Annotated in this window: 24 protein-coding genes and 1 pseudogene; 5 read left to right on the forward strand and 20 right to left on the reverse strand. The window is 70.8% G+C overall.

Annotated elements, in window-relative coordinates:
* From ACFSNB_RS10970 to miaB, 9 genes and pseudogenes are all read right to left on the reverse strand, one after another.
* Window positions 1-184: pseudogene (locus tag ACFSNB_RS10970) on the reverse strand (Smr/MutS family protein); the annotation flags it as partial.
* On the reverse strand, window positions 181-804 hold the full coding sequence (locus ACFSNB_RS10975; protein WP_377316435.1) for a hypothetical protein: 624 nt from the start codon (window positions 802-804) through the stop codon (window positions 181-183). The gene ACFSNB_RS10975 and the pseudogene ACFSNB_RS10970, both read right to left, overlap by 4 nt.
* A 112-nt stretch (window positions 805-916) precedes the next feature.
* Entirely contained in the window at window positions 917-2,500 is a 1,584-nt protein-coding gene (gene purH, locus ACFSNB_RS10980) for a bifunctional phosphoribosylaminoimidazolecarboxamide formyltransferase/IMP cyclohydrolase (RefSeq protein WP_377316437.1), read from the reverse strand.
* A gap of 173 nt (window positions 2,501-2,673) precedes the next feature.
* Complete coding sequence (locus ACFSNB_RS10985) at window positions 2,674-3,189, reverse strand: helix-turn-helix domain-containing protein (protein ID WP_377316439.1); 516 nt, start codon at window positions 3,187-3,189, stop codon at window positions 2,674-2,676.
* Between the two features lie 57 nt (window positions 3,190-3,246).
* Window positions 3,247-4,836: an apolipoprotein N-acyltransferase gene (gene lnt, locus ACFSNB_RS10990; protein ID WP_377316441.1), complete on the reverse strand. Its 1,590-nt coding sequence runs from the start codon at window positions 4,834-4,836 to the stop codon at window positions 3,247-3,249.
* 64 nt (window positions 4,837-4,900) lie between these two features.
* Complete coding sequence (locus ACFSNB_RS10995; RefSeq protein ID WP_377316443.1) at window positions 4,901-5,803, reverse strand: hemolysin family protein; 903 nt, start codon at window positions 5,801-5,803, stop codon at window positions 4,901-4,903.
* A complete protein-coding gene (gene ybeY / locus ACFSNB_RS11000) occupies window positions 5,800-6,315 on the reverse strand; it encodes an rRNA maturation RNase YbeY (protein WP_377316445.1) in 516 nt (171 codons plus the stop codon). The genes ACFSNB_RS10995 and ybeY overlap by 4 nt, the downstream gene beginning before the upstream one ends.
* Window positions 6,312-7,298: a PhoH family protein gene (locus tag ACFSNB_RS11005; RefSeq protein WP_377316447.1), complete on the reverse strand. Its 987-nt coding sequence runs from the start codon at window positions 7,296-7,298 to the stop codon at window positions 6,312-6,314. The genes ybeY and ACFSNB_RS11005 overlap by 4 nt, the downstream gene beginning before the upstream one ends.
* Window positions 7,295-8,611: a tRNA (N6-isopentenyl adenosine(37)-C2)-methylthiotransferase MiaB gene (miaB, locus tag ACFSNB_RS11010; RefSeq protein WP_377316449.1), complete on the reverse strand. Its 1,317-nt coding sequence runs from the start codon at window positions 8,609-8,611 to the stop codon at window positions 7,295-7,297. The genes ACFSNB_RS11005 and miaB overlap by 4 nt, the downstream gene beginning before the upstream one ends.
* A 309-nt stretch (window positions 8,612-8,920) precedes the next feature.
* On the opposite strand from miaB, the gene ACFSNB_RS11015 reads away from it, so the two are divergent.
* The gene (locus ACFSNB_RS11015; RefSeq protein WP_377316451.1) at window positions 8,921-9,925 is read left to right on the forward strand and encodes a hypothetical protein; all 1,005 of its coding nucleotides are present in this window, start codon (window positions 8,921-8,923) and stop codon (window positions 9,923-9,925) included.
* 161 nt (window positions 9,926-10,086) lie between these two features.
* Here the strand turns inward: ACFSNB_RS11015 and ACFSNB_RS11020 are convergent, their stop codons facing one another.
* Genes ACFSNB_RS11020 through ACFSNB_RS11035 form a run of 4 tightly spaced genes read right to left on the reverse strand, consistent with a single transcriptional unit; the run spans window position 10,087 to window position 15,249 of the window.
* On the reverse strand, window positions 10,087-10,638 hold the full coding sequence (locus ACFSNB_RS11020; protein ID WP_377316453.1) for a D-glycero-alpha-D-manno-heptose-1,7-bisphosphate 7-phosphatase: 552 nt from the start codon (window positions 10,636-10,638) through the stop codon (window positions 10,087-10,089).
* Between the two features lies 1 nt (window position 10,639).
* Complete coding sequence (locus ACFSNB_RS11025) at window positions 10,640-11,926, reverse strand: RsmB/NOP family class I SAM-dependent RNA methyltransferase (RefSeq protein ID WP_377316455.1); 1,287 nt, start codon at window positions 11,924-11,926, stop codon at window positions 10,640-10,642.
* Between the two features lie 10 nt (window positions 11,927-11,936).
* Entirely contained in the window at window positions 11,937-13,628 is a 1,692-nt protein-coding gene (locus ACFSNB_RS11030) for a hypothetical protein (RefSeq protein WP_377316457.1), read from the reverse strand.
* A gap of 37 nt (window positions 13,629-13,665) precedes the next feature.
* Window positions 13,666-15,249, reverse strand: coding sequence for a lysine--tRNA ligase (locus ACFSNB_RS11035; RefSeq protein WP_377316459.1), 1,584 nt, complete (start codon window positions 15,247-15,249; stop codon window positions 13,666-13,668).
* A 248-nt stretch (window positions 15,250-15,497) separates the two neighbouring features.
* On the opposite strand from ACFSNB_RS11035, the gene ACFSNB_RS11040 reads away from it, so the two are divergent.
* The gene (locus ACFSNB_RS11040; protein ID WP_377316461.1) at window positions 15,498-16,697 is read left to right on the forward strand and encodes a M23 family metallopeptidase; all 1,200 of its coding nucleotides are present in this window, start codon (window positions 15,498-15,500) and stop codon (window positions 16,695-16,697) included.
* Complete coding sequence (locus ACFSNB_RS11045) at window positions 16,678-17,157, forward strand: bactofilin family protein (protein WP_377316463.1); 480 nt, start codon at window positions 16,678-16,680, stop codon at window positions 17,155-17,157. Before ACFSNB_RS11040 ends, ACFSNB_RS11045 begins: the two co-directional genes overlap by 20 nt.
* A gap of 115 nt (window positions 17,158-17,272) precedes the next feature.
* On the opposite strand, the gene ACFSNB_RS11050 is transcribed toward ACFSNB_RS11045, so the two are convergent.
* From ACFSNB_RS11050 to ACFSNB_RS11070, 5 genes are all read right to left on the reverse strand, one after another.
* Window positions 17,273-17,911, reverse strand: a complete 639-nt coding sequence (locus tag ACFSNB_RS11050) for a S24 family peptidase (protein WP_377316465.1) — start codon at window positions 17,909-17,911, stop codon at window positions 17,273-17,275.
* A gap of 224 nt (window positions 17,912-18,135) precedes the next feature.
* Window positions 18,136-19,701: a sensor histidine kinase gene (locus ACFSNB_RS11055; protein WP_377316467.1), complete on the reverse strand. Its 1,566-nt coding sequence runs from the start codon at window positions 19,699-19,701 to the stop codon at window positions 18,136-18,138.
* A gap of 32 nt (window positions 19,702-19,733) precedes the next feature.
* On the reverse strand, window positions 19,734-21,650 hold the full coding sequence (cobT, locus tag ACFSNB_RS11060) for a cobaltochelatase subunit CobT (protein WP_377316469.1): 1,917 nt from the start codon (window positions 21,648-21,650) through the stop codon (window positions 19,734-19,736).
* 4 nt (window positions 21,651-21,654) lie between these two features.
* Complete coding sequence (gene cobS, locus ACFSNB_RS11065) at window positions 21,655-22,656, reverse strand: cobaltochelatase subunit CobS (protein WP_377316471.1); 1,002 nt, start codon at window positions 22,654-22,656, stop codon at window positions 21,655-21,657.
* Between the two features lie 44 nt (window positions 22,657-22,700).
* Window positions 22,701-23,273 carry a J domain-containing protein gene (locus ACFSNB_RS11070; RefSeq protein ID WP_377316473.1) on the reverse strand — a complete coding sequence of 191 codons (573 nt, stop codon included), beginning with the start codon at window positions 23,271-23,273 and terminating at the stop codon, window positions 22,701-22,703.
* A 166-nt stretch (window positions 23,274-23,439) separates the two neighbouring features.
* Here ACFSNB_RS11070 and pstB point away from each other — a divergent pair, with 166 nt between their 5' ends.
* Entirely contained in the window at window positions 23,440-24,219 is a 780-nt protein-coding gene (gene pstB, locus ACFSNB_RS11075; RefSeq protein ID WP_377316475.1) for a phosphate ABC transporter ATP-binding protein PstB, read from the forward strand.
* Between the two features lie 14 nt (window positions 24,220-24,233).
* A complete protein-coding gene (phoU, locus tag ACFSNB_RS11080; protein ID WP_377316477.1) occupies window positions 24,234-24,947 on the forward strand; it encodes a phosphate signaling complex protein PhoU in 714 nt (237 codons plus the stop codon).
* A gap of 61 nt (window positions 24,948-25,008) precedes the next feature.
* On the opposite strand, the gene ACFSNB_RS11085 is transcribed toward phoU, so the two are convergent.
* Together ACFSNB_RS11085 and ACFSNB_RS11090 are read right to left on the reverse strand one after the other, a co-directional pair.
* Complete coding sequence (locus ACFSNB_RS11085) at window positions 25,009-26,013, reverse strand: inorganic phosphate transporter (protein WP_377316479.1); 1,005 nt, start codon at window positions 26,011-26,013, stop codon at window positions 25,009-25,011.
* 5 nt (window positions 26,014-26,018) lie between these two features.
* Window positions 26,019-26,660: a DUF47 domain-containing protein gene (locus tag ACFSNB_RS11090; RefSeq protein WP_377316481.1), complete on the reverse strand. Its 642-nt coding sequence runs from the start codon at window positions 26,658-26,660 to the stop codon at window positions 26,019-26,021.

Here is a 26,660-nt window from a genome sequence, read left to right on the forward strand (position 1 = left end):
GCGGCGGCTCGCCCGGCGGCGGCGGTGGCGAGGGAACCGGCGGCGGGGCGGGATCGGCGGCGGCCGGATCGGGGCGGCGCCGGCCGGGCAGGGGGCGGACATCGCCGGTCACCGTCTGCCACAACCGGCTTTCCTCGGCGGTGACCGGGCGCCGGCGCGGCTGACGGGGTTCGGTCAGTTTCACGGTCGGGCCTGATCGTCCGGCGGCAGGTCGGCGACCGAGGTCCAGTGGGTGCCCGGGCTCGGCATCGCCGGGCGGGGGGCGGGGGGCGGCGCGATCAGCTCCGCCGCGTCGGGAGCGGACTCGAGCGGCAGCAGGTCGGCGCGGGCGCCGGCCGGCACCCCTTCGCCGAAATGGCGGCGGATGAATTTGCGCCAGTCACCCTTGGGGGCGACGCAGGGCGCCTCGCCCGCGCCGGGGATCGCCAGGGCGATGCCGCCCATCCGCCACAGGGCGAGGAAGCGGGTGATGTCGTGGCAGAGATAGTCCTGGGTGCGGGTGCGCAGCCGCCAGCCGATGAAGGTGCGGTTGATCACCAGATAGACCAGCACGAACAGGAACATGCCGACGATGCCGACCGCCAGCCCGCCCAGCACCAGGATCGCCAGCGCCAGGGTCATCAGCCCGATCAGCGGCAGCAGGTGATCCCACTGGTCATGCACCGGCGAGCCCTGGAAGTCGATCATGCGCGGATCGGTGAACAACTGGATCCGCCCTTCCTGCAACCCCTTGCGCAGGATGTCGTGCAGGCGATCATCGCCGGGTTCCCGGCGACCGTGTCCGTCCTCGCTGCGGTATATCATCGTTTCCGTCCCTGTCCCGCTTCCGCGAGGATGGACAACGGGGCGGGCAAAGGCAAGAGGGTGTCGCGCGGCCGGCGGGCGTGGGACGCGGCCCACGCCCGCCGGGGGCCGGTCAGTGGCGGAAGTGGCGGATGCCGGTGAACACCATGGCGAGGCCGGCCTCGTCGGCGGCGGCGATCACCTCGGCGTCGCGCACCGACCCGCCCGGCTGGATCACCGCGGTGGCTCCGGCGGCGGCGGCGGCGAGCAGGCCGTCGGCGAACGGGAAGAAGGCGTCGGAGGCGACCACCGAGCCGACCGTGCCGGGCTCGCTGTGGCCGGCGGCCTCGGCCGCCTCGCGCGACTTCCAGGCGGCGATGCGCGAGGAATCGACCCGGCTCATCTGGCCGGCGCCGATGCCGACGGTGGCGCCGTTCTTGGCATAGACCACCGCGTTCGACTTGACGTGCTTGCAGACGCGGAAGGCGAACAGCAGGTCGGCCAGTTCCTGGGCGGTCGGCGCCCGCTTGGTCACCACCTTGAGGTCGGCCTCGGTGGTGACGCCATTGTCGCGGGTCTGGATCAGCAGGCCGCCGGCGACGGTGCGGAAGCTCATCGCCTGGGCCGCCGGGTCGGGCAGGCCGCCGGTCAGCAGCAGGCGCAGGTTCTTCTTGGCGGCGAAGGCGGCGATGGCGTCGTCGTCGGCCTCGGGGGCGATCACCACCTCGGTGAACAGCTGGGTGATCTCGGCGGCGGTGGCGGCGTCGAGCCGGCGGTTGACCGCGACGATGCCGCCGAACGCCGACACCGGATCGTTGGCCAGCGCGGCGCGATAGGCGGTGGCGATGTCGTCGCCCACCGCGACGCCGCAGGGATTGGCGTGCTTGATGATCGCCACCGCCGGGCGCTCGAACTCGGCGACCAGCTCGTAGGCGGCGTTGGTGTCGTTGATGTTGTTGAAGCTCAGTTCCTTGCCCTGGATCTGGCGCGCGCTGGAGACGCCGGGGCGGCGGTTCTGCGGCGCGACGTAGAACGCCGCCTTCTGGTGCGGATTCTCGCCATAGCGCAGGCTCTGGTGCAGGTCGGCCGCCAGCACCACCCGGCGCGGGAACGGCTCGCCGGTCTGCTGGGAGAAGAAGCGCCAGATCGCCGAATCATAGGCGCCGGTGCGGGCATAGGCGATGCCGGCGAGGCGGCGGCGCAGCTCGAAGGTGGTGGCGCCGTTGTTGGCCTCCATCTCGGCCTGGACCACGGCGTAATCCTCGACATCGACCACCACCGTCACCGCGGCGTGGTTCTTCGAGGCGCCGCGGATCAGCGCCGGGCCGCCGATGTCGATGTTCTCGATGCAGGTGTCGTAATCGGCGCCGCGCGCCACCGTCTGCTCGAACGGATAGAGGTTGACCACCAGCAGGTCGATCGGGGCGATGCCGTGCTCGGCCATCGCCGCCTCGTGCTCGGCGTTGCCACGGATGCCGAGCAGGCCGCCATGGATCTTGGGGTGGAGGGTCTTGACCCGCCCGTCGAGCATCTCGGGGAAGCCGGTGTGGTCGGCGACCTCGACCACCGCGATCCCGGCCTCGCGCAGCGCCTTGGCGGTGCCGCCGGTCGACAGGATCTCGACGCCCCGGCCGGCGAGATAGCGGGCGAACTCGACCAGTCCGGTCTTGTCCGAGACCGAGAACAGGGCGCGGCGAATGGGAAGGGATGCGGACATGGTCGGAGACCTCCGGGGAGGGTGGAATCAAGGAAAAGGGAGACGATGCCGGCTGTATAACACAGCCGCCGGGAAGCGGGACGAGGATTTTTGGCGGGTCCGGCCCGACCGCGCGCGGGGCACGGCCGGGGGCGGGGCATGGGGCTGGCGCGGCCGGGGCGTTACCCCGGGGCTCAGTCGCGGCTTTCGGCGGTGGCGGCCAGCGCCTTGGCCAGTTCGTAGACCCGCTTGCGCACGGTTGGATCGGGAATGGCGAAATAGGCGCGGATCAGTTCCTGGGTCTCGCGCCGGCCGAGCAGGTCGGCCTCGAACCCGGCCGCCTCCTCGCACAGCCCCGGCGGCCGCGCGGTCAGCTCGACCGCCACCGGGGGACGGGCCAGCGCCTCGGGCAGGTCGTCATAGAAGAACGACACCGGCACGTCGAGCACCTGGGCCAGATCGAACAGGCGGGAGGCGCCGATGCGGTTGGCGCCGCGCTCGTATTTCTGCACCTGCTGGAAGGTCAGGCCGATCGCCTCGCCCAGCTTTTCCTGGCTCATCCCCAGCAGGGTGCGCCGCAGCCGCACCCGTCCGCCGACATGAATGTCGATCGGATTGGGATCGCCGTCCTCGGTGCGGCCGCGATTGGCCTTGCGGCGCGGCTTGGGCGGTTGGCCAGGGGGGGCTTCGCTACGCGGCGGATTGGCCATGGTCCCTTCCGATCAGGGTGAAAGTGGGCCCAGATTAGGGCGCCGCCTTCCCCGAAGTCAACACGTCTTGCGGGTGGCCAGCCCGATTGCGCCGCAGAGCAATGCCAGTAACAGGGGCAGGGCGTCGCCGAAGCGGGCGTAGGGCGTCGGCGGCAGCGGCGCCGGCAGCGCGACATCAAGGATGCCGCGTTCGCCCAGCGCGATCCGCCCCAGCTCGCGCCCGAGCGGATCGACCAGGGTGGTGATGCCGGTATTGGCGGCGCGGGCCAGCGGCAGCCCCTGCTCGACCGCGCGCAGCCGCGCCGCCGCGAGATGCTGGTAGGGCCCGGCCGACAGACCGAACCAGCCATCGTCGGTGACGTTGAGCAGCCAGTCGGGACGCGGCTGGTCGGCGCCGACCATCTCGGCCGGGAACAGGGCCTCGTAGCAGATCAGCGGCGAGAGCGGCGGCAGCCCCGGCAGGGTCAGGGTGCGCGGCCCGGGGCCGGGGGTGAAGTCGATCGCGCCATGGGTGATCTTGGCGATCGGCAGGATCCGGCGCAGCGGGACATATTCGCCGAACGGCACCAGATGGGCCTTGTCGTAGACCGCCAGCATCTCGCCGATGCCGTCGAGGGCGTAGAGGCTGTTGGCGAGGTGGGGCGAGGCCGCATCCGGATCGGGCAGGCGCAGCGCCCCGGTCAGCAGCACCCCGCCGGGCGGCGCGGCCATCCCGGCCCAGGCGCGGTGCGGGCCGTCGAGATTGAGGTAGAACGGCGCCGCCGCCTCGGGCCAGATCACCGCCTTGACCTGATCGGCCCCGGGCTGGCGCGACAGCGTCACCGCCTCAAGCAGATGGCGCTCGCGCAGCCCCTCGACCCATTTGGTGCCCTGGGCGATGCGCGGCTGGACCAGCCGCAGCTTGATCCCGGTCTCGACCGTCGGCTGGGCCGCCAGCCGCAGGCTGCCGGCGGTCCAGGCCCCGAGCGGCAGGCCGAGCGCCAGCGCCAGCGCCACCACGGCCCGCCGGGGCGTGGCCGGGCCGGCCAGCAGCGCCGGGGCCATCCCGGCCAGGGCGGTCAGCAGGCACAGCCCCCACAGCCCGGCCACCGCGCCGGATTGCAGCACCGGCAGGCTGGCTTCCCACACGGAGCCGAGCGCGTTCCAGGGAAAGCCGGTCAGCGCCCACGAGCGCAGCCACTCGGCCAGGGTCCAGGCCGCCGCCAGCACCGCCACCCGGCCGAGGCCGCGCGCCCCGAGCAGATGGGCCAGCAGGGTGGCGAGGCCATAGAACACCGCCATCAGCGCCGACAGGCCGAACACCGCGAACGGGATCATCCAGCCGAACCGCAGCGGGTCGGTCAGCAGCGCGTGCGAGATCCAGTAGAGGCCGAGGATGAACCAGCCCCAGCCCCACCACCAGCCGGCGGCGAAGGCGGCGCGGCGGGTGGGGGCGGCGTCCCACAGCCACACCAGCGCGGTCAGCGCCACCGGCAGCGCCGGCAGCAGCGACCAGGGCGGCAGGGCCAGGGCCCCGAACAGGCCGAACCCGACCAGGGCGAGCCGGCGGCGCCAGCCGGTCAGGGCGGCAAGGCGGGCGGCGGCGGCCTGGGCGAGGGAAAACGGACGGGCGGCCAGTCTCTCGCTGCTTGACGCAGGGTGTCTCATCGGGCGGTCTCGGCGCAGGGGAGGGGGGAAGGGGCGGCGGGCGGCGGGGCCGTCCGCCGCGATCTCAATCCTGGGCTGGCGGCGGCGGGGCGATCCGCCGCACCCGCACCCGCTTGATCCGGCGCGGGTCGGCGTCGACCACCTCGAATTCCAGTCCGGCCGAATGGGTGATCAGTTCGCCGCGCCCGGGCATCCGTCCGGCGACGAACGACACCAGCCCGCCCAGGGTCTCGACCTCCTCGCGCTCCTCGTCGGTCAGCACCTCGCCGGCCCGCGCCTCGAACGCGTCGATCGGGGTGCGGGCGTCGGCGTCGAGGGTGCCGTCGGGCAGTTCGACGATGTCGGGTTCCTCGACCGGGTCGTGCTCGTCGTCGATCTCGCCGACGATCTGTTCGACCAGATCCTCGATGGTGATCAGCCCGTCGATGCCGCCATATTCATCCACCACCAGGGCGAGGTGGGTGCGGCGCAGCCGCATCTCCAGCAGCAGGTCGGTGGCGCGCATGCTGGGGGCGACGAACTGGACCCGCCGCAGCAGGCGCGACAGGTTGAACGGCTTGCCCTGGCCCAGCACCTCGACCAGATCCTTGATGTGGATCATCCCGATCACGTCGTCGAGGGTGCGGCGATAGACCGGCAGGCGGGAATGGCCGCAGGCGATGAACAGCCGGATCAGATCTTCCTGGCTGGTCTGGGCCTCGACCGCGACGATGTCGGCGCGCGGCACCTTGACGTCGGCGGCGGTGACGCCGCGCAGATGGAGGATGTTGCCCAGCAACTGGCGTTCGTGGGCGTCGATCGGGTTTTCCGCGACCTCGCGGTCCTCGATCAGTTCCTCCAGCGCCTCGCGCACGGTTTCGCCGCCCCGTGGGCGGCGTTTGACCCCGATTCTGGTCAGCAACGACCGCAGGCGCGGCTCCCGGGGTGCGGAGTCGCGCGCGGTGGGACTGCCCCCGGGGTCGGTCATCGCCCCTGGTCCTCGTCGCGATAGGGATCGGCGATGCCGAGCGTCGCCAGCAGACGGGTTTCCAGCGCTTCCATCTCCGCCGCCTCCTCTTCCTCCTGATGGTCGAAGCCGATCAGATGCAGCACGCCGTGGATCACCAGATGGGCGAGGTGGTCGGCCAGCGCCTTGCCCTGGTCGGCGGCCTCGGCCGCCACGGTTTCCCAGGCCAGGATCACGTCGCCCAGCAGCAGCGGGGCGCCTTCGACCACCGGCGCCTCGTCGTCGTCGAGCGCGGCGAAGGACAGCACGTTGGTCGGGGCGTCCTTGCCGCGCCAGTCGCGGTTGAGGGCGCGCACGGTGTCGTCGTCGGCCAGCACCAGCGACAGTTCGAGCGCGCCGTCCGGCCGGTCCTCGGGACAGGAATCGAGGGCGAGGCGGGCCAGCCGCTCCACCCGCTCGGCGACGTCGGGCAGGGCCTCGGCCCAGGCCGGGCATTCAAGGCTGACGGCGATGTCGTACAGGGAGTCGGTCATCGGTCGATGGCATCCTTGTCGGTCGGTCCGGCGCGGTCATAGGCGCGGACGATGCGGGTCACCAGATCGTGGCGAACCACGTCGCGGGCGGTGAAATGGATGAAGCGCACCCCCTCGAGCCCGTCCAGCACCCGCAGCGCGTCGGTCAGGCCGGAGGGCACCCCCCGGGGCAGGTCGGTCTGGCTGGGATCGCCGGTCACCGCCATGCGGGAATGTTCGCCCATCCGGGTCAGGAACATCTTCATCTGCATCGGGGTGGTGTTCTGCGCCTCGTCGAGGATGACGAAGGAATTGGCCAGGGTGCGGCCGCGCATGAAGGCCAGCGGCGCCACCTCGATCTCGCCCGAGGCCAGCTTCTTGGCGACCAGATCGCCCGGCAGCATGTCGTAGAGCGCGTCGTAGAGCGGGCGCAGATAGGGATCGACCTTGTCCTTGAGGTCGCCGGGCAGGAAGCCGAGCCGCTCGCCCGCCTCGACCGCCGGGCGCGACAGGATGATGCGGTCGACCTCGCCCGCGCTCATCATCGCCACCGCCTTGGCCACCGCGAGGTAGGTCTTGCCGGTGCCGGCCGGGCCGAGGCCGAAGGTCAGCGGCACCTGATCGAGCGCCTGGATGTAGCGGGCCTGATTGGGGGTGCGGGGGGCGATCGGCCGCTTGCGGGTGCGGATCACCATCGCCGCGCCCTCCGGGTCGGCGCCGATCATCCGCACCGCGCTGTCGACGTCGGCGCTCTCGACATGGCCCTGGCGGCCGGCGAGGTCGTAAAGGCGGTCGAGCACTTCGGCGGCGTCGGCCGCCGCCTCCGGCCCGCCGGTGACGGTGACGGTGTTGCCGAGCGCGGCCAGGGTCACCCCCATCCGCGCCTCGATCCGGTCGAGATGGCCGTTATGCGGGCCGAACAGCAGCCGGGCCAGCGCGTTGTCGGGGAACGCGCGGACCAGCGTGATGGAGTCCGGGGGGGTGTCCGGGGGCGGCTCGCTCACGCCGGGATCGCTTCCAGGCTGTTGGGATGGACGGCGGCGATGCGCAGGCGCACCACCTCGCCGATCCGCCGGCCGGGGGCGCGGACATGGACCGGCTGCATGTAGGGGCTGCGGCCGAGCAGCTGGTCGGCGTATTTGCCGGGGCGGTCGAGCAGCACCGCCATCTCGCGGCCGACGCAGGCCTGGTTGAACGCCTCGGTCTGGCGGTGCAGCAGGGCCTGGAGTTCGGCCAGCCGGGCCTCCTTGACCGCGTCGGGCAACTGGTCGGGCAAGGCGGCGGCCGGGGTGCCCGGGCGCGGGCTGTACTTGAACGAATAGGTCTGGACGAAGCCGATCTCGGCGACGAGGTCGAGGGTGTCCTGGAAATCGCGGTCGGTCTCGCCGGGGAAGCCGACGATGAAGTCGGACGACAAAGCGAGGTCGGGCCGCGCCGCGCGCAGCCGGTCGGCGAGGCGGCGGTACTCGTCGCGGTCGTGGCCCCGGTTCATCGCCCGCAGGATCCGGTCCGAGCCCGACTGCACCGGCAGATGCAGGAACGGCATCAGCTCGGGCAGGTCGCGGTGGGCGGCGATCAGCGACTCGCCCAAATCGCGTGGATGCGAGGTGACGTAGCGCAGCCGCTCGATCCCGTCGATCGCCGCCAGCGCGGTCAGCAGCGCGGCCAGATCCCATTCCGGGCCGGCCTGCCAGGCGTTGACGTTCTGGCCGAGCAGGGTGAGCTCGCGCACCCCCTGGGTGGCCAGGGCGCGGGCCTCGGCCAGCACCGCCTCGGCCGGGCGGCAATATTCGGCGCCACGGGTGTAGGGCACGACGCAATAGGAGCAGAAGCGGTCGCAGCCTTCCTGGATCGCCAGGAAGGCGTTGCTGCCCTCGGCGCGGGCCTCGGGCAGGAAATCGAATTTCGGCTCGTCGGGGAATTCGGTGTCGAGCACGGCGCGGCCGCCCCGGCTGACCCGTTCGACCATCTCGGGCAGGCGGTGATAGGTCTGCGGCCCCAGCACGATATCGACGAACGGGGCGCGGCGCAGCACCGCCTCGCCCTCGGCCTGGGCGACGCAGCCGGCCACCGCCAGCAGCATCCGCTCGCCGCGCTGGGCGCGGGCCTGCTTCAGCCGGCGCAGGCGGCCCAGCTCGGAGAACACCTTCTCCGCCGCCTTTTCGCGGATGTGGCAGGTGTTGAGGATCACCAGATCGGCGTCGTCGGGCCGTTCGTCGCGCTCAAAGCCGAACGGCGCCAGGACGTCCGCCATGCGGGCGGAGTCGTAGACGTTCATCTGGCAGCCGAAGGTCTTGATGAAAAGTCGTTTGGCCACGGTCGTTCGCGGGCGGGGGATCCGCCGGTCACACGAAACGGCAGGGTAGGGTGATCGGCGCGGTCAGTCAAGGCTTGCGAGGGATGGATGTGCAAAAGTTGTGGCGGATTCGGCCCCACCCGCGATGCGGAGGCCGGCTGATGCCTTCGGGTTGAGCGGCTTATGCGAAAGAACCAAGAAACCGGAGGCAAACTGTTACCCCCGCCACTTGTGGCCGGGCATTGCCAGGGCCATACTATGGTGAGCAACTTTCGGCTTATGTGGCATGGCGGGTGGGGTTCCATGACGGCGGAAATGATCAACGGCGGCGTGAGCGCAGGCGGTGCTGACGTCAGCACCGGCGACGATCTGATCGGCTTCGAGCATAAGTTCTTCACTTCGTTCGAGGATCTGTACTTCCGCCTGACCGAGGCCGGTGAGGCGGTGGCGGTGCTGAAGCTGGCCAACAACGAGGCGGTGCTGTCGTTCGACGGGCTCAAGCGGGAATTCTCCCTGACGGAGGAGAACCCCGACTTCCGCATGCTCGACCGGGTGGCGGAGGGGCTGATGTTCGTGCGCGGCCTGCGTCCGGGCGACCGCCTGCCGAAGGAAGTGACCTCGCGGCAGGCCTCGTGGGAGCCGCAGGACCGTCATCGCCGCATCGCCTACCAGCGCCTGACCATGCAGCTGGTGACCTGGCTGACCGGCAACGAGAACGTGATCAGCAACGTCACCGAGCTGGCCCAGATCGCCGACGACCCCCAGGTCAAGAAGAACGTCCAGCTCGCCTTCACCGAGGCGGCGGAGGAACTCGGCCTCGGCCGCGAGCGCCGCGACGAGGTGGTGCAGTACATCGAGACCCTGGCCTGTGAACTGGCCTATATCGAGGCGCTGCGCGACACCTTCAGCGAGGTCAAGAAGATCGACGAGAAGTTGCAGGGGCTGCGGCGGATCTACGGCGCCGATCGCTCGATGATCGAGACCGCCGATCAGGTCGCTCGCCTGTCCCAGCGCGCCCTCAAGCTGTTCCAGGATTATTTCGACCAGATCGACGCCCAGACCGGCGAAATCCTGGCGATGCTGAAAAACATCGACAACCAGATCGGCTATATCCGCCAGGTGCGCGACGCGCTGCACTGCCGCCTGCTGCCGTGGGAGGATTTCATCCAGATCTGGAAGACGGTGTTCGTCGCCCGCTCCGACGAGAACACCAATCGCATCCGCGACATCTACCAGTTCCTCGCCCCGCGCTACATGCAGTTCAATGATTGGGTGCTGATCACCCGGCGCGGCGCGCTGAAGTCTAAGCCGATCGGCGGCCAGATGCGCTGGTAACCCGGGCCCCCGCCCGGCGCCGATCGCGCGCGGTTGCATGGGCTCCCGCCCGTGGGCCCGGCCGGGGCGATGCCCCGGACCCCCTTTTGATTCATCGATAAAAGAATGAGAGGTTCGGGGAGCTTTGCTCCCCGAGCGGGTGCGGGCGGCAGCCCGCCAAATCAGGCGGTTTCCGAGGCGATCAGACGCTCGATCAGTTCGGCGGCGGCGGCGAGGTCATCGACGATGAAATCGGCGCGCGAGCCTGCGACCCAGTCCGGGCCGTGACCGGTGCGGACCAGGATCCCGACCGCGCCGACGCCGTGGCCGAGTTCGACATCGACCTCCTTGTCGCCGACCACGAAGGCGCGGGCGGGGTCGAAGCCATGCTCGGCCACCGCCTGTTCGACCATGCCCGGGCGCGGCTTGCGGCAGGCGCAATCCTCGTCGGGGCCGTGCGGGCAGAGATAGATCCCGTCGAGGCGGGCGTCCTCGGCCGCCAGCAATTCGATCAGCCGGCGGTGAATCTGGTCGAGGCGGGCGAGGTCGAAATAGCCGCGCGCGATGCCCGACTGGTTGGTCACCACCACCACCCCGAGGCCGAGCCGGTTGAGCCGGCGCACCGCCGCCGCCGCGCCGGGATACAGCTCGAGCTGGTCCGGGTCGGACAGGTAATGCTTCTCGACATTGAGGGTGCCGTCGCGGTCGATCAGCACGAAGCGTCGCTCGCTCATCTCACCCCCTCCGCAGCCGGGCGGCGAAGAAGGCGTCCATGCCGCCTTGTGCGCCCAGGTGGATCGGCAGGGTGCGCAGGTCGCCGGCCGGGGTGATCAGCTCGGCCAGACCGCCGACCTCGTCCGGATGGATCGGCACCCGCTCGAACGGGGCGCCGGCGGCGAGCAGCCGCTCGATCTGCTCCGGCCCTTCCTCCGGCTGCATCGAACAGACGCAATAGACCAGCAGCCCGCCGGGGGCGAGCAGCCCGGCCGCCGCGTCGAGCAGGCGGGCCTGGGTGGCGGCCAGGGCGGTGACGTCGCCCGGGCTCTTGTGGCGGGCGACGTCGGGATGGCGGCGCAGGGTGCCGGTGGCCGAGCAGGGGGCGTCGAGCAGCACCGCGTCGAAGCTTTCGCCCGGGGTCCAGGCGGCGGCGTCGGCGGCGACCACCCGCGCGGTCAGGCCGAGCCGGGCGAGGTTGGCCGCCAGCCGCTCCAGCCGGGCGGCGGAACGATCGACCGCCGTCACCTCGGCCCCGGCGGCGGCCAGTTGCAGCGCCTTGCCGCCGGGAGCGGCGCACAGGTCGGCCACCCGCCGGCCGCGCACCGTGCCGAGCAGGCGGGCGGGCAGGGCGGCGGCGGCGTCCTGCACCCACCACGCCCCCGAGTCGAAGCCGGGCAGACGCGACACCGCGCCGCCGGCGGGGCGGCGCAGGCTGCCGGTGGGCAGGATCTCCGCCTCCAGCCGCTCGGCCCAGTCGGCCGGATCGGCGGCGACCGAGAGATCGAGCGGCGCCTCGCTCAGGTGGGCGGCGGCGATGGCGCGGGTGGTGTCCTCGCCATAGGCGGCGCACCACGACCGCCACAGCCAGTCGGGGGTGTTGAGCATCGCCGCGTCCTGGACGGCGACCATCGCCGCGCCGTCGCGGGCCAGCCGGCGCAGCACCGCGTTGATCAGGCCGGCGAAGCCGGCATGCGGGGTGTGCTTGACCAGATCGACCGTGGTCGAGATCGCCGCGTGCGGGGCGAGGTCGAGGAACAGCAACTGGCAGACGCCGAGGCGCAGGGCGTGGCTGACCCGGGCCGCGCGCGGCCCCAGCGGCCGGTCGAGGCAGGCCTCGATCAGGGCGTCGATCTGGCCGAGCCGGCGCAGGGTGGTGGCGAGCAGCAGGCGGACGAAGGCGCGGTCGCGCTCGTCGAGGCGGGCGAGGCGGCGGTCGTCGAGCAATTCGTCGAGCAGCCGCCCCCGGTCGAGCAGGGTGGCGAGCAGATCGAGCGCGAGCGCCCGCGGCGTGGGAAGAGGGGGCATCGGGGGTCCGTCAGCGGGAACGTTCGTGGAGCCAGTGCGGTTCGACCACGGCGCGGTTCCTGCGGCTTTCGATCAGCCGGCGGACGTGGTCGAGATTGCGCGCCGCCACCTTGGCCGGGCGGCGGGCACGGTAGAGCTGGAACACTTCGAGCGCGCCCATCAGCGCCACCTCGGCCTCGGCGAGGTGGCCGGCGCCCTCGCTCGAATGGCGGTCGAGCAGGAACAGGGTCGAGCCCAGGGTGTTCTGGATCGAGGCCCAGGTCAGCGGGGTGCGGTCGCGGGTGCGGATCTCCAGCACCTGATGGCAGGCCTCGACCGCGCGTTCCAGCACCTCGACGCTGCGCAACTGGTCGCCATAGACCTCCAGCACCTGGGCCAGGGTGTGCATCACGTCGGCCCAGCGGTTGGGGGTCTCGGTGCGGGTGTAGACCTGAAGGGTCGATTGCAGGGTCTGCAACGCCTCGCGCAGCAATTCGATCCGCCCGGTCATCAGGTCGAGGCGGAACAGGGCGGCGCCGAGCCGGGTCTGAATCGAGGCCCAGTCCTGCGGCATCATCGCGCGCGGAATCGCCTCGGCGGCGGCGCGCCATTCGGTGATCGATTCCTCCAGCAGCGGGGCCGGATCCTTGGCGCGGTCGGCCTTGGCGGCGATCACCCCGGCGACGGCGCGGTGCAGCAGCCCGCCCTCCCACGCCGGATCGGTCCGCCCCAGCCGGCGCGCCGCCTGCCGGTAGGCGGTGACGGCGCGGTCGGCCCACGGCCCGGCCTGTTCCGCCCCGACCAGGGTGGACAGGGTGGCGGCGACATGGCCGTAGATCACCTGGACCGAGCGTTGCTGCGGCATGGTCAGCGCCACCGGCGGGCGCTGGGCCAGCGGCTCGATCGCCTGGGCCGCCGGCAGCAGCAGCCGGCGCAGCGCGGCGCGGCGGGACTCCCCCCCCGGCTCGGCGGCGGCGAGCAGGGCGGCGAACAGCAGGTTGGCGGCGGTGTCGTCGATCTCGCGCGGCAGCTCGATCCGGGTCGGCGGGCCGAAACGGTCGTCCTCGCCCGAGGGGGTGGTCAGGCGCAGGGCATAGCCGTCGGCGGTCAGCTCGCCCCACAGCAGCAGGTCGCCCTCGGCCTCGACCACGGTGTGGCGGGTGTTCATCGCCACCGTGGTCACCAGGGTCGGGTCGTCGAAGCCGGGCAACTGGAACAGCTTGGCCAGCGGCTTGACCTTGAACTGGGGCCGGGCGGTCAGGACCTGGAACAATTGGGTGGCGGCGGTGCCGTCGCTGTCGCCGTCGAGCGCGGCGAGCAGGACGGTCAGCAGCGGCGGCTCGGGCGGGGGCAGCACCACCGGCACCGGCAGGGACGGGGCCGAACGCGGCTTGAGCAGCCCGGTGATCATGTCGAGCAGGCTGGCCCGCAGCGAGCGGGTGGCGTCGGCCGAGGCGGCGGTCAGCGACGAGGAGGCCTGGGCGGATTCGACCAGGGCGTTGGCGCCCGGCCGGGCCGGGGCGTCGCCCCACACCCCCGGCTCGGGCTTGGGTGGCGCGCCCGGCACCGCCGGGGCGGGGGGCGATGCCGGCGGGGCCGGCGGGGCGGGCACCGACGGCCCCGAGGACGGGCCGGTCGGGCCGGACGCACCGCCGCGGGCGGCCAGCGCGCGCGCGCGCTTCAGCCGTTCCGCCCGTTTCTGTGCCTCGTCCTCTTTGCTCATCGCCAACCCTTATGCGGAGACGGCGGCCGCTCCGCTGTCAGATCGCCTCGCCCTTGATCGCCTTGTCGAGCAGGGCGATGGTTTCGGCGATGCCGTACAGCCGGATGAAGCTGCCGAGGCGCGGTCCCTGCTCGGCGCCCAGCAATACTTCGTAGCAGGCCTTGAACCACGCCTTCAACTCCGGGAAGCAGGGGCGCTTGCCGATCTCGTAGACCAGGGCCTGGAGATCCTCGGCCGAGCTGTCGGCCGGCAGCGCCGCCAGCCCGTCGCGCAGGGCGAGGAACGCCTCGCGCTCGTCCGGGGTGGCGAGGCGCGAACGCAGGGTCGGCTTGACGAAATCGCGGTAATAGGCGATCGCGTGATCGACCAGGGCGTTGAGGATCGGCGCGGTGTCCGGCGCGGCGCCGGGGGCGTAGCGGCGGATGAAGCCCCACAGCACCGCCGGATCCTCGGCATGGCACACCGTGGCGAGGTTGAGCAGGATGCCGAAGGTCAGGTGGGCGTCCTCGGCCGGCGGCTGGCCGCCATGGATGTGCCACACCGGGTTCTCCAGCCGCTTTTCCGGCGCCTCGGCGGCGAACTTGCCGAGGAAGGTCAGGTAATCGTCGACCGCGCGCGGGATCACGTCAAAATAGAGCCGCTTGGCCGCCTTCGGCTTCTGGTACATGAACAGGGCGAGGCTTTCCGGCGGGGCGTATTTCAGCCAGTCCTCGACCGCGAGGCCGTTGCCCTTCGACTTGGAGATCTTCTGGCCCTTGTCGTCGAGGAACAGCTCGTAGGTCAGGGTCTGCGGCGCGCTGCCGCCGAGGATGCGGGCGATCCGGCTCGACAGCTCGACCGAGGGGATCAGGTCCTTGCCGCTCATCTCGTAATCGACCCCGAGGGCGACCCAGCGCATCCCCCAGTCGGCCTTCCATTGCAGCTTGCAGGCGCCGCCGGTGACCGGGGTCTCGACCAGTTTGCCGTCGAGGTCGCGATAGATCAGGGTGCCGTCGTCGGGCCGGGTCTCGACCACCGGCACCTGCAACACCACCCCGGTCTTGGGACAGACCGGCAGGAACGGCGAATAGGTGGCGCGGCGCTCCTCGCCCAGCGTCGGCAGCACGACGTTGATCACCTCGTCGTAATGGCGCAGCACCCCGAGCAGGGCCTGATCGTAGCGGCCGGACTTGTACCAGTCGGTGGCCGACTGGAATTCGTATTCGAAGCCGAAGGCGTCGAGGAACGAGCGCAGCCGGGCATTGTTGTGGTGGCCGAAGCTCTCATGGGTGCCGAACGGGTCGGGAATGCTGGTCAGCGGCTTGCCGAGATGCTGACGCACCATCTCCTGGTTGGGGATGTTGTCGGGCACCTTGCGCAGGCCGTCCATGTCGTCGGAAAAGGCGAACAGCCGGGTCGGGATCTCGGGGGCGAGCAGGGCGAAGGCGCGCCGCACCATGGTGGTGCGCACCACCTCGCCGAAGGTGCCGATGTGGGGCAGGCCGGACGGGCCGTAGCCGGTCTCGAACAGCACATAGCCCTTCTCCGGTTTCTCCCCCTTCAGCCTTCCGTCGAGCAGGGCGCGGGCCTCCTGGAACGGCCAGGCGGCGGCGGAACGGGCGAGGTCGCGAAGATCGGGCATTTTCCTTGACTTCCAGCAAACGGATAAAGTTCGGAACCTTATTCCCCCCGCCCCGGCCGCGTCAATCGCGGGCGGCGGGGCGGTCCCGGCCGTCCGGCCAGGGGCCCGCCCACCTAGGCCTTGCCTCTCCAGGAGTTATTACCTATAGGTCGAGGCAGCCGGGCCGACTAAACTCGGAACCGTCGCCGGCTTTGCCGGCGTTGCCATCTGGGGGCTCTTGGCAACCGTATCGAGGGGCGAGTTCTAAGGTGAGGAACCTGCAGGCGGTCCACCGGGCCGGGCGGCGTCTCGCGGCGCTGCGTCGTGCCTTTGCCGTTGCCGTGCCGGAGACCTGGCTGCTGCTGCGCGCCGCCGACGGTTCGGCGCGGCAGGTGGCGATCGGCCGTGCCCCGGCGGTGGCGCTGGGCGCGGTGGGGATCGGCTGCGTGCTGTGGGCGCTGGTGGCGACGCTGCTGCTGGTGCGCCAGCCGGAGGAACTGGCCCGGCGCCAGCAGCGGCTCGACGACACCCTGGCCGCCGCCCAGCTGGCCCAGCAGCGCCTTGCCGCCTCGCAGAAGATGGTGGCCGACATCACCCGCGAAGTCGATCTGGTCCAGGCCAGTCTGGTCGGGCTGGCCGAATCCAATGCCGCCCTGATCAAGGGCACGGCGCCGGAACGGCGGCACCCGGTCGAATCCGGCGTCCTGCCGCTGCGCGGCGACGCCACCGCCGACGAGGGCGAGGAGGAGGCCGGCCCGGTGCGCGATCAGGTCCGCCGGCTGGAAACCTCGCTCGAACGGCTGCGGCTGGCCTATGCCCAGGCGGTGCAGAGCACCGGCGACGCCGCCGCCGCCCGGGTGGCCGACGCCGAGCGGACCCTGACCCGGCTCGGCATCGACACCGGCCGCGTCATCGGCCGCGCCCCGGCCGGCCCGGCCCAGGGCGGCCCGTTCATCCCGGTCGCCGCCACCGTGCTGGCGGGCGAGCCGGCGCTGTCCGGCCTGCGCGAGCGGCTCGACCGCTGGCGCGGGGTCAAGGCCGCGCTGCTGACCCTGCCGCTGGGCGAGCCGCTCGACGGCGCCTATGACGTCAGCTCGGCGTTCGGCCGCCGCAACGATCCGCTCAACCGCCGCACCGGCATCCACGAGGGGGTCGATCTGGTCGCCCCCTATGGCAGCCCGGTCCATGCCACCGGCGAGGGACAGGTGCTGTTCGCCGGCCCGTGGGAGGGCTACGGCCTCGCGGTCGAGATCGATCACGGCAACGGCATCACCACCCGCTACGGCCATCTGTCGCGCATCCTGGCGCACGAGGGCCAGCATGTCACCCGCACCACCGAGATCGGCCTGCTCGGCAGCACCGGCCGCTCCACCGGCCCCCACCTGCATTACGAGGTGCGGCTGTCCGACGTTCCCCGCGATCCCCTTAAATTCATTGCGGCAGGTGACGATGCTCTCAAAATTTGGTAAGGGCGGCGCCACCCCGTCCCGCAAGCCCGGCGCGGCGATCTCGCTGATCGCCGCCGACGTCCGCATCGTCGGCAACGTCACCGCCGAGGGCGAGATCCAGATCGACGGCCAGCTTGAGGGCGACCTGCGCTGCGACCGCCTGCTGGTGGGGGAAAGCGGCCGCGTCACCGGCGAGATCACCAGCGAGACCATCCGCATCCATGGCGAGGTGATCGGCAAGATCACCGCCTCGGCGGTGGTGGTGGCCCGCGCCGGCCGGGTCACCGGCGACATCGTCCATGACAGCCTGGAGATCGAGGCCGGCGCCACCCTCGAGGGCCGGATGATCCGCAAATCCTCGGTCGCGGCCCCGGCCCTGGCCGCCAACGGCGAACCGGCCCGCCTCGCTCCGCCCCGTCCCGAGGACAAGAAGGTCTCGGGGAAGGGACCGGCGCCCGCCGCGGCGGCTGAACCGGCCTGATTACGCGGGCTCCGCCCGCGGGCCCGCCGGGGCGATGCCCCGGACCCCCTTTGTTTTCGAAAAAAGGGAGGGGTTCGGGGAGCTTGCTCCCCGAGCGGGTGCGGGCGGCAGCCCGCTACTGGCTGGCCCAGATGATACGCGCCAGCCACGACACCTCGTCGGCGGCGAGAACGCGGCCGGGATGGGGCGGGCTGATCGCCGCCAGTTCGACCCGCCGTGCGGTCAGCCGGATCAGTTGCTTGACCAGCATCTCGCCGCCGGTGGTGCGCACCACCACCCGGTCGCCGCGCCGGACGTTGGCCGAGGGCGACACCACCATCACGTCGCCGTCGCGGAACAGCGGTTCGAGTGAATCGCCGCTGACCTCCAGCGCGTAGGCGTTGGGATCGCGGAGGTCGGGAAACGGGATCTCGTCCCAGCCGCCGCCGGTCGGCAGGCCGGCTTCGTCGAACATCCCCTGGTCGCCGGCCTGGGCGAAGCCCAGCAGCGGCAGGGTGGCGACCGGGCGGGCCGGGCCGCCGCCATTGGTTTCGATATAGCCGAGAAAGCGGGTCAGGCTGGCCCCGGTGGCGTCCAGCACCTTGGCGACGCTTTCGGTCGAGGGCCAGCGCGCCTTGCCCTCGCGGGTGATCCGCTTGCTTTTGTTGAAGGTGGTGGGGTCAAGCCCGGCCTTGCGGGCCAACGCCGAAGCGGTGAGTCCGTGGTCGCGGGCCAGGGCATCAATGGCGGCCCAGATGTCGCCATGCTTCAGCATGGGAAGATCGTCTCGCAGTTCGTATATTTTCGCATCAGGAATAAACACCCGTCGCGGGTGACGACCGGGCTTTCCCGCTTCCGCGAACGCTCAGATTGCCTGTCCTGTCGCGTTCCGTGCCGGACGGGCGAACCCGGGCGGCGGCGGGGGCAAGCGGGGGCGGCCGGGTCAGGCGCGGCGGGGGCGCCGATAGGGAAAAATTCTGCTCGGCCGGGGCGGCCGCTTCAGGCCGGGAATTCGACCGCGACCCGGGTGCCGCCGCCTTCGCCCGGGGTGATCGTCACCGCGCCGCCCAACTGGCGGGCCAGGGCGCGGATCAGGCCGAGGCCGATGCCCCGGCCCGGCTCGCTGGCGATGCCACAGCCGTCATCCTCGATCGTCAGCCGCCACGTGCCGCCGCGACAATGCAGCGCCACCCGCACCATGCCGTGGCGGCCCTCGGTGAAGGCGTGCTTCAGCGCGTTGGACAGCGCCTCGTTGGTCAGCATGCCGAGCGGCACCGCCCGTTCCAGTTCGAGGCTGCCGCTGACCTCGACCTCGACCGTCACCCCGGCGCCGCCCTTGCCGCCGCCATAGCTGCCGGCCAGCGCCTCGGCGAGGCGGCCGAAATAGCTGGCCAGATCGACGTTGGCGGCCAGATTGCGCTCGTAGAGGGTCTGGTGGACCAGCCCCATCGAGTGGATGCGGTCGAGCGCGTCCTTCAGGGTGTTACGGGCCACCTCGTCGCGCACATGCAATGACTGCATCGTCAACAGGCTGGAAATCACCTGGAGGTTGTTTTTGACCCGGTGATGCACTTCCTGGAACAGCACGTCCTTGTCGGCCAGGGCGGCGGCGAGTTCGTCGGCCTTCTGCTTGATCGAGCGCAGCAGGCGGGATTCGTGGCGCATGCTCTCGTCGGCCACCGCGGTCAGGCCGAGCAGGAACAGCAGCGCCACCGCCCCCAGCGCGGTCGAATTCTGGGTACGGGTGCGCCAGCCCTGGAACACCCGATCGACCGGCAGGCCGACACTGACCACCAGATTGAGTTCGGGCAGGGTGCGGTAGCTGAACAGGCGTTCCAGCCCGTCGATCAGCGAGGGGGCGCGATAGAGCCCGGTCGGCGCCTCGGCATAACGCTGGAATGGCGGGGTGGTGGGGGACAGCCGGATCCGGTTGGGCAGCGGCGGGTTGCGTGACACCAGGATGCCATCGCGGCGCAGCACGGTGAACACCGCCCCGGACGGCAGGTTGAGGCCGTGATACAGCTCGGAAAAATAGGCCGGCGCGATCAGCAGCCGCACCACCACGTGGCGGGGGCCCCGTGTCTCGGGGAAGGCCGTGGTCAGCACCGGGCTGTGTTCGCCTGGGCGGGATTCGGGGCCGATCAGCCCGATCACCGGCTGGCCCGGCTGGGCCAGCGCCGCCTGGAGGTCGGCGGTTTCCTCCGGGCTGAGCGGCGCGGTATGGTCGGTGGCAAACAGCACCGCGCCATCCTCGGCGCGGATCTCGATCGCCTCGACATGGGGGATGTTGTCGAGCTGTTCCTCCAGCCAGGGGCGGAAGGTGGCGGCGGCGGGCTGGCTGAGATAGCGCTCGCCGATCCGCGCCGCCAGTTCCTGGCCGCTGCGGCGCAGCGCCTCGACATGGCTTTCGCCCAGCCGCGACAGCAGGCGCAGCCGGTCGTTGGCCTCGGCGAGGGTGGCCTCGCGATCCAGCCACGACAGCGCCACCAATCCCCCGACCCCGCCCAGCAGGATCAGGACGGCGACGATGGCGAGGACGATCCGAGGGCGCGGCAATACGACCATTGAGGTAGAATCACTCGCGGATTTTAGTCTGTCTACCGGATTCGCCGGCCCGACCCGGCGGGGCGTTCGTCGAACAGGTCGGCGAGCTGGATCATCATCGTTCCCCCCAGTTCCTCGGCATCCATCAGGGTGACGGCGCGGCGGTAATAGCGGGTGACGTCGTGGCCGATGCCGATCGCCACCAGTTCGACCGGCGAGCGGGTCTCGATCATCGCGATCACTTCGCGCAGATGCTTTTCGAGGGTGTTGCCGGGATTGGCCGACAGGGTCGAATCATCGACCGGGGCGCCGTCGGAGATCACCATCAGGATGCGGCGGGCCTCGGGCCGGCCGAGCAGCCGCTCATGCGCCCACAGCAGCGCCTCGCCGTCGATGTTCTCCTTGAGGATCCCCTCGCGCAGCATCAGCCCGAGGTTGCGGCGCGCCCGCCGCCACGGCGCGTCGGCCGCCTTGTAGACGATGTGGCGCAGATCGTTGAGCCGGCCGGGATTGGCCGGCTTGCCGGCATTGGTCCAGGCCTCGCGCGCCTCGCCGCCCTTCCAGGCCTTGGTGGTGAAGCCGAGCACCTCGACCTTGACCCCGCAGCGTTCGAGGGTGCGGGCGAGGATGTCGGCGCTCATCGCCGCGACGGTGATCGGCCGGCCGCGCATCGAGCCGGAATTGTCGATCAGCAGGCTGACCACCGTGTCGCGGAAATCGGTTTCCTTCTCGATCTTGAACGACAGCGAATGGGTCGGGTTGACCACCACCCGGGCCAGCCGGCCGGTGTCGAGCATTCCCTCTTCCAGGTCGAACGCCCAGGAGCGGGTCTGCTGCGCCATCAGCTTGCGTTGCAGCCGGTTGGCCAGCCGCGCCACCACCCCTTGCAGGCGCGACAGATGCTGGTCGAGCTGGCCGCGCAGCCGGGTCAGTTCGTCGGAATCGCACAAGGCCTCGGCCCCGATCACCTGATCGAATCGGGTGGTGTAGGCGCGGTAGGGCGCCTCGCCCGGGTCGGTGGCGGTGTCGGCGCGCCGCCGCGACGGCCCGCCCGGCTGGTCGAGCCCGGCGCCGGACAGCATCATCTCGTCGCCGGGGTCGCCGGCCTCGTCGTCGCCGGGCTCGCCGGCCGAGCCGGGGGCCTCGGTGTCGCCGGGGCTGTCGGGCGGGCTGCCGTCGCCGCTGTCGCCGCCCTCGCCCTCCTCGCTGCCGGGGCCGGCCTCGGGCTGCTCGGCGCCGCCCTCGCTCTCGCCGGTTTCCTCGCCGTCGCCGCCGGCCTCGCCGCCGATCTCGAGCTGGCGCAGCAGGTCGTCGAGGCCACGGGCGAACGAGGCCTGATCGCCGAGCAGGGAGACGAGGCGGTCGAGCGCCGGCCCGGCCTTGGCCTCGATCTCGCCCCGCCACAGTTCGACCGCGGCGCGGGCCGAGGCGGGCGGGGCCAGCCCGGCGAAGCGTTCGCGGGCGATCAGGGCCACCGCCTCGGCCAGCGGCACCTGATCGCGCCGGGTGACGCGGTCAAGCCCCTCGGCCTGGATGCGGGCTTCGAGCAGTTCGGTCAGGTTGGCGGCAACCCCGGCCATCCGCCGGGTGCCGAGCGCCTCGACCCGGGCCTGCTCGACCGCCTCGAAGATCTGGCGGGCGTCGGCCTGACGCGGCAGGCGGCGCAGATGCAGCGCGTCGTCGTGATAGCGCAGCCGCAGCGCCACCTGATCGGCGGTGCCGCGCAGCCGGGCCAGATCGGTGGCCAGCACGGTACGGGGCGGCGCGGGCAGGCGCACCTCGCTGCCGCGCACCCGGCCCTGGCCGACGCCGTATTCGACCTCGATGCCGGCATGGCCGGCGATCGCCCGCAGGGTGGCGGCGGTGGCGCGGCGGATCAGTTCGGCCGGGCTTTCCTCGCCGCCGGGGCCGAGGCGGGGGGCCTCGCCGCGCGGGGCGGGGCCGTCGCTACGCTGGGGGGGGAACGCCATCGCCTCAGGCCAGCCGCCGCGCCGGACCCTCGGCCAGCTCCTCGCCGAAGCAGCGCTGGTAGTAATCCGCCAGCACCGGCCGCTCGATCTCGTCGCACTTGTTGAGGAAGGTCAGGCGGAAGGCCACCGCCTTGTCGCCGAAGATGCGGATGTTCTCGCCCCAGGTGATCACCGTGCGCGGGCTCATCACCGTCGAGATGTCGCCGTTCATGAAGCCGGTGCGGCTGAGATCGGCCACCATCACCATCTTCGACACCAGATCGCGCCCCTCGGCAGTGTCGAACTCGGGCAGCTTGGCCACCACGATGGCGCATTCGACCTCGTGTTCGAGATAATTGAGGGTGGCGACGATGTTCCAGCGGTCCATCTGGCCCTGGTTGATCTGCTGGGTGCCGTGATAGAGCCCGGTGGTGTCGCCGAGGCCGACGGTGTTGGCGGTGGCGAACAGGCGGAAGGCCGGATGCGGCCGGATCACCCGGTTCTGGTCGAGCAGGGTCAGCCGTCCCTCGACCTCCAGCACCCGCTGGATCACGAACATCACGTCGGGCCGGCCGGCGTCGTATTCGTCGAACACCAGGGCGCAGGGATGCTGCAACGCCCAGGGCAGGATCCCCTCGCGGAACTCGGTGATCTGCTGGCCGTCCTTCAGCACGATCGCGTCCTTGCCGATCAGGTCGATCCGGCTGACGTGGCTGTCGAGGTTGATGCGGATGCAGGGCCAGTTGAGCCGGGCCGCCACCTGCTCGATATGGGTCGATTTGCCGGTGCCGTGATAGCCCTGGATCATCACCCGCCGGTTATAGGCGAAGCCGGCCAGAATGGCGCGGGTGGTGTCGGGGTCGAAGCGGTAGGTCGGATCGAGATCGGGCACGTGCTCGCTGCCCAGGCTGAAGGCGGGCACCGTCATGTCGCAATCGAGGCCGAACACCTCGCGGGCGGAAATCTCGATGTCGGGCTCGGCCATCGGGTGGTCCGAGGCGAACGGGGTCTGGGCTTTGGCAGTCATGCGATGTCCTCGAGGGGAAACGGCCCGGGCCGGCGGCGCGGCCGTCAAGGAATGTCCAGGCTGGATTTGAGGGTGTTGTAGGCTTGGTTGATCCGCTTGAAGCGCTCCTCCGCCTCCTTGTCGCCGCCATTGGCGTCGGGGTGGTGGCGCTTGACCAGTTCCTTGTAGCGCGCCTTGAGCCGGTCCTGGGTCAAGGGCGGGGTCAGCGCCAGCACGCCCATCGCCTCTTCCTCCGGGCTGGGCGGCGCGGCCGGACGGGCGGCCTCGCTCTCTTCGTCGCCGAACAGCTCGAACGGGTCGGCGAAGGCGAAGGCGAAGCGGCGGCCGGTGCCCTGCCGCCCCAGCGGCCAGGTCGGGCGCTGCCAGGTCGAATCCCGGCGCAGCTCGGCCTCGATCTCGTCCGGCCCCATTCCGGCATAATAATTCCAGGCCGAATTATAGGCGCGAACATGGTCGAGACAGAACCAGTAATAGTCTGTCAGATTGTCACGGGAGCGCGGAGCACGGTAATCGGCCGACTGGTCGCAGCCGGGATGGTCGCACCGACGGGTTTCGGGCGGCGGCTCGGTGGTGGCAGGGGCGGTGCGCCGGCGCGGGCGCGACTGGGCGGATGTCATCGTGTCGGTCATAATGGGGCGTGGCCGCGCCCAAGGCAAGGCGGGGCGGGGGTGATCCTCCGCTCATTTTGCCACGAATCCTTCACCTTTTTCGAATTGCGTCCGGGTCGCCGCCCGCTATAACCGGCGCTACCATCGTTTCCGCGCGGACCAGAAGGACTCCCGTATGCCCGATCCAGGGGCCCCCGCCTCCAAGATGACCGCCCGTCGCCTGGCCGTGCGCTATGACGGAAAACTCGCCCTCAAGACCGTTGATCTCGACATCCCCGCCGGCCGGGTCACCGCGCTGATCGGTCCCTCCGGCTGCGGCAAATCGACCTTCCTGCGCTGCCTCAACCGGATGAACGACACCATCGTCGGCGCCCGGGTCGAGGGCGAGGTGACGCTCGACGGCGAACCGCTCTACGGCCCGGGGGCGATCGATCCGGTGCTGCTGCGTTCGCGGGTCGGGATGGTGTTCCAGAAGCCCAATCCCTTCCCCAAGTCGATCTACGACAATGTCGCCTTCGGCCCGCGCCTGATGCGCCGGGTGGCCGAGGGCGAGGAGATGGACGCGCTGGTGCAATCGAGCCTGGAACAGGCCGGGCTGTGGGCCGAGGTCAAGGACCGGCTCGACGCCAAGGGCACCGGGCTGTCGGGCGGCCAGCAGCAGCGTCTGTGCATCGCCCGCGCCATCGCGGTCGGTCCCGAGGTGATCCTGATGGACGAGCCCTGTTCGGCGCTCGACCCGATCGCCACCGCCAAGGTCGAGGAGTTGATCGATTCCTTGCGCGATCGCTTCACGATCGTCATCGTGACCCATTCCATGCAACAGGCGGCGCGGGTGTCCCAGGTCACCGCCTTCTTCCATCTCGGCACCATCGTCGAGGTGGGGGCGACCGAGCAGCTGTTCACCGCGCCGGTCCACGAACTGACCCAGGGCTACATCACCGGCCGGTTCGGCTGAGGGGCGACACAGGTATGAGCATCGGCGAGCAGCACATCGTCAAATCCTTCGACGTCGAACTGGGCAAACTGACCGACGCGGTGGCGCGGATGGGCGGCCTCGCCGAGGCCCAGCTCGCCGCCGCGATCGAGGCGCTCGAGACCCGCGACAGCGAACAGGCCAGCCGGGTGGTGGGCGAGGATTCCCGCATCGACGAGATCGATGCCTTCATCAACGAGCAGGCGATCCGCGTCCTCGCCCTGCGCGGCCCGCTGGCCGACGATCTGCGCACGGCGGTCACCGCGCTGAAGATCGGCGGCGAGATCGAGCGGATCGGCGATCTGGCCGCCAACGTCGCCAAGCGTTCGCTGGTATTGAACCAGGCCCCGGCGGTGGCGCAGGTGCGCTCGGTCGGCCGGCTCGGGCGCGAGGCGCTGGCGATGGTCAAGGACGTGCTCGACGCCTATCTGACCTCGGATTCCGCCCGTGCCGTCGCGGTGCGCGAGCGCGACCGTGACCTCGACGAGATTCATTCGGCGCTGTTCCGCGAGATCCTGACCTACATGATCGAGGATCCGCGCAACATCACCTCGTGCAGCCACCTGCTGTTCATCGCCAAGAATCTGGAGCGGATCGGCGATCACGCCACCAACATCGCCGAGATGACCTATTTCCGCGTTTCCGGCAAGGCGCTGCCCGACGACCGGGTCAAGCACGACACCTCTTCTTCCGCCCCCGAAGAGGTTTAAAAGGCCCGGGGTCCAGGGGCCTTGCGGCCCCTGGCGGGTGCGGGCAGGGCCCGCGTCCTGGCTACCAGAGGAAGCGCGACAGCCACCACGCCCCGGCGCCGACACTGGCGGCGGCGGGGATGGTGATCACCCAGGCCACCACGATGTTGGCGGCGATGTTCCAGCGCACCGCCGACAGCTTGCGGGCGGCGCCGACGCCGACGATGGCGCCGGTGATGGTGTGGGTGGTCGAGACCGGCACCCCGGCCCAGGTGGCGGTGAACAGGGTGATCGCCCCGCCGGTTTCGGCGCAGAAGCCCTGCACCGGCTTGAGGTCGGTGATCTTCGACCCCATCGTCTTGACGATCCGCCAGCCGCCCAGCAGGGTGCCGAGCCCCATCGCCAGCTGACAGACCACCGCCACCCAGACCGGGACGTGGAATTCCGACCCGAGCAGCCCCTGGCTGAACAGCAGCACGGCGATGATGCCCATCGTCTTCTGGGCGTCGTTGCCGCCATGGCCGAGCGAGTACATCGCCGCCGAGAAGAACTGAAGGACGCGGAAGCGGCGATCGACCGCGAACGGGGTCGAGCGGCGGCAGGCCCACGACACCGCCAGGGTCAGCAGCATCGCCAGGATCAGCCCGACCAGCGGCGACAGCACGATCGCCGAGCCGGCCTTGATGAAGCCGGAGGCGACCAGGGCGTCGCCGCCGCCCTTGGCGATGCCGGCCCCGGCCAGCCCGCCGATCAGGGCGTGCGAGCTGGAGGAGGGGATCCCCAGCGCCCAGGTGACGATGTTCCACAGGATCGCCCCGGCCAGGGCGCCGAACACGACATGGCTGTCCATCAGCGCCGGGGTGACGATGCCGGTGCCGATGGTGGCGGCGACGTGGGGGGCGAACACCAGCAGGGCGACGGTGTTGAAGAAGGCGGCCCAGACCACCGCGTATTTGGGCGACAGCACCCGGGTCGAGACCACGGTGGCGATCGAATTGGCCGCGTCATGCAGGCCGTTGAGGAAATCGAAGACCAGGGCGACCAGCACCAGCGCCCAGATCACCGGCAGAGCGACTGCGACTTCCATTGGGGTCAGACCTGTTCGATGACGATGGTTTCGATCACGTTGGCGACGTCGTCGAAGCGGTCGGTGACCTTTTCCAGCCGCTGGTAGAGTTCCTTGCGGGCGATCAGCCGGACCGGGTCGCGTTCACTGGCGAACAGGGCGCGCAGCCCCTCGCGCTGGCGCTGGTCGGCGATGCTTTCCTGGCGGCCGATCTCCTCGCACAACTGGTTGATGGTCTCGGCGTTGCGGTTGATCTGGCGCATCATCGGGATCGCCTCGGCCAGCAGGCGGGCGCAGGCGGAGATGCCGGCGGCGAAATCGCGCATGTCGGGGCTGAAATCGCGCACCCCATAGACATCGACCCGCTGGGCGACGTCCTCGATCCCATCGACGGTGTTGTCCATCGCGGTGATCAGGCGGTGGATCTGGTCGCGGTCGAACGGGGTGATGAAGCTGCGGTGCAGGGCCTGGAGGGTCTTGCGGGTGATGGCGTCGGCCTCGCCCTCGACGGTACAGATCCGGCGGTGGTGGAGCACCATGTCCGCCCCGTCGGCCATCAGATCCTCCAGCGCGCCGGCTGCCTCCTGGACCTTGAGGGCATGGGCGGCGAAAAGATCGACGAACCGCTCTTCTCGCGGCATCAGGGACTGAAACAGGCGAAGCAGCAT

The sequence above is a fragment of the Phaeospirillum tilakii genome (assembly GCF_042683125.1).
Taxonomy (GTDB): domain Bacteria; phylum Pseudomonadota; class Alphaproteobacteria; order Rhodospirillales; family Magnetospirillaceae; genus Phaeospirillum; species Phaeospirillum tilakii.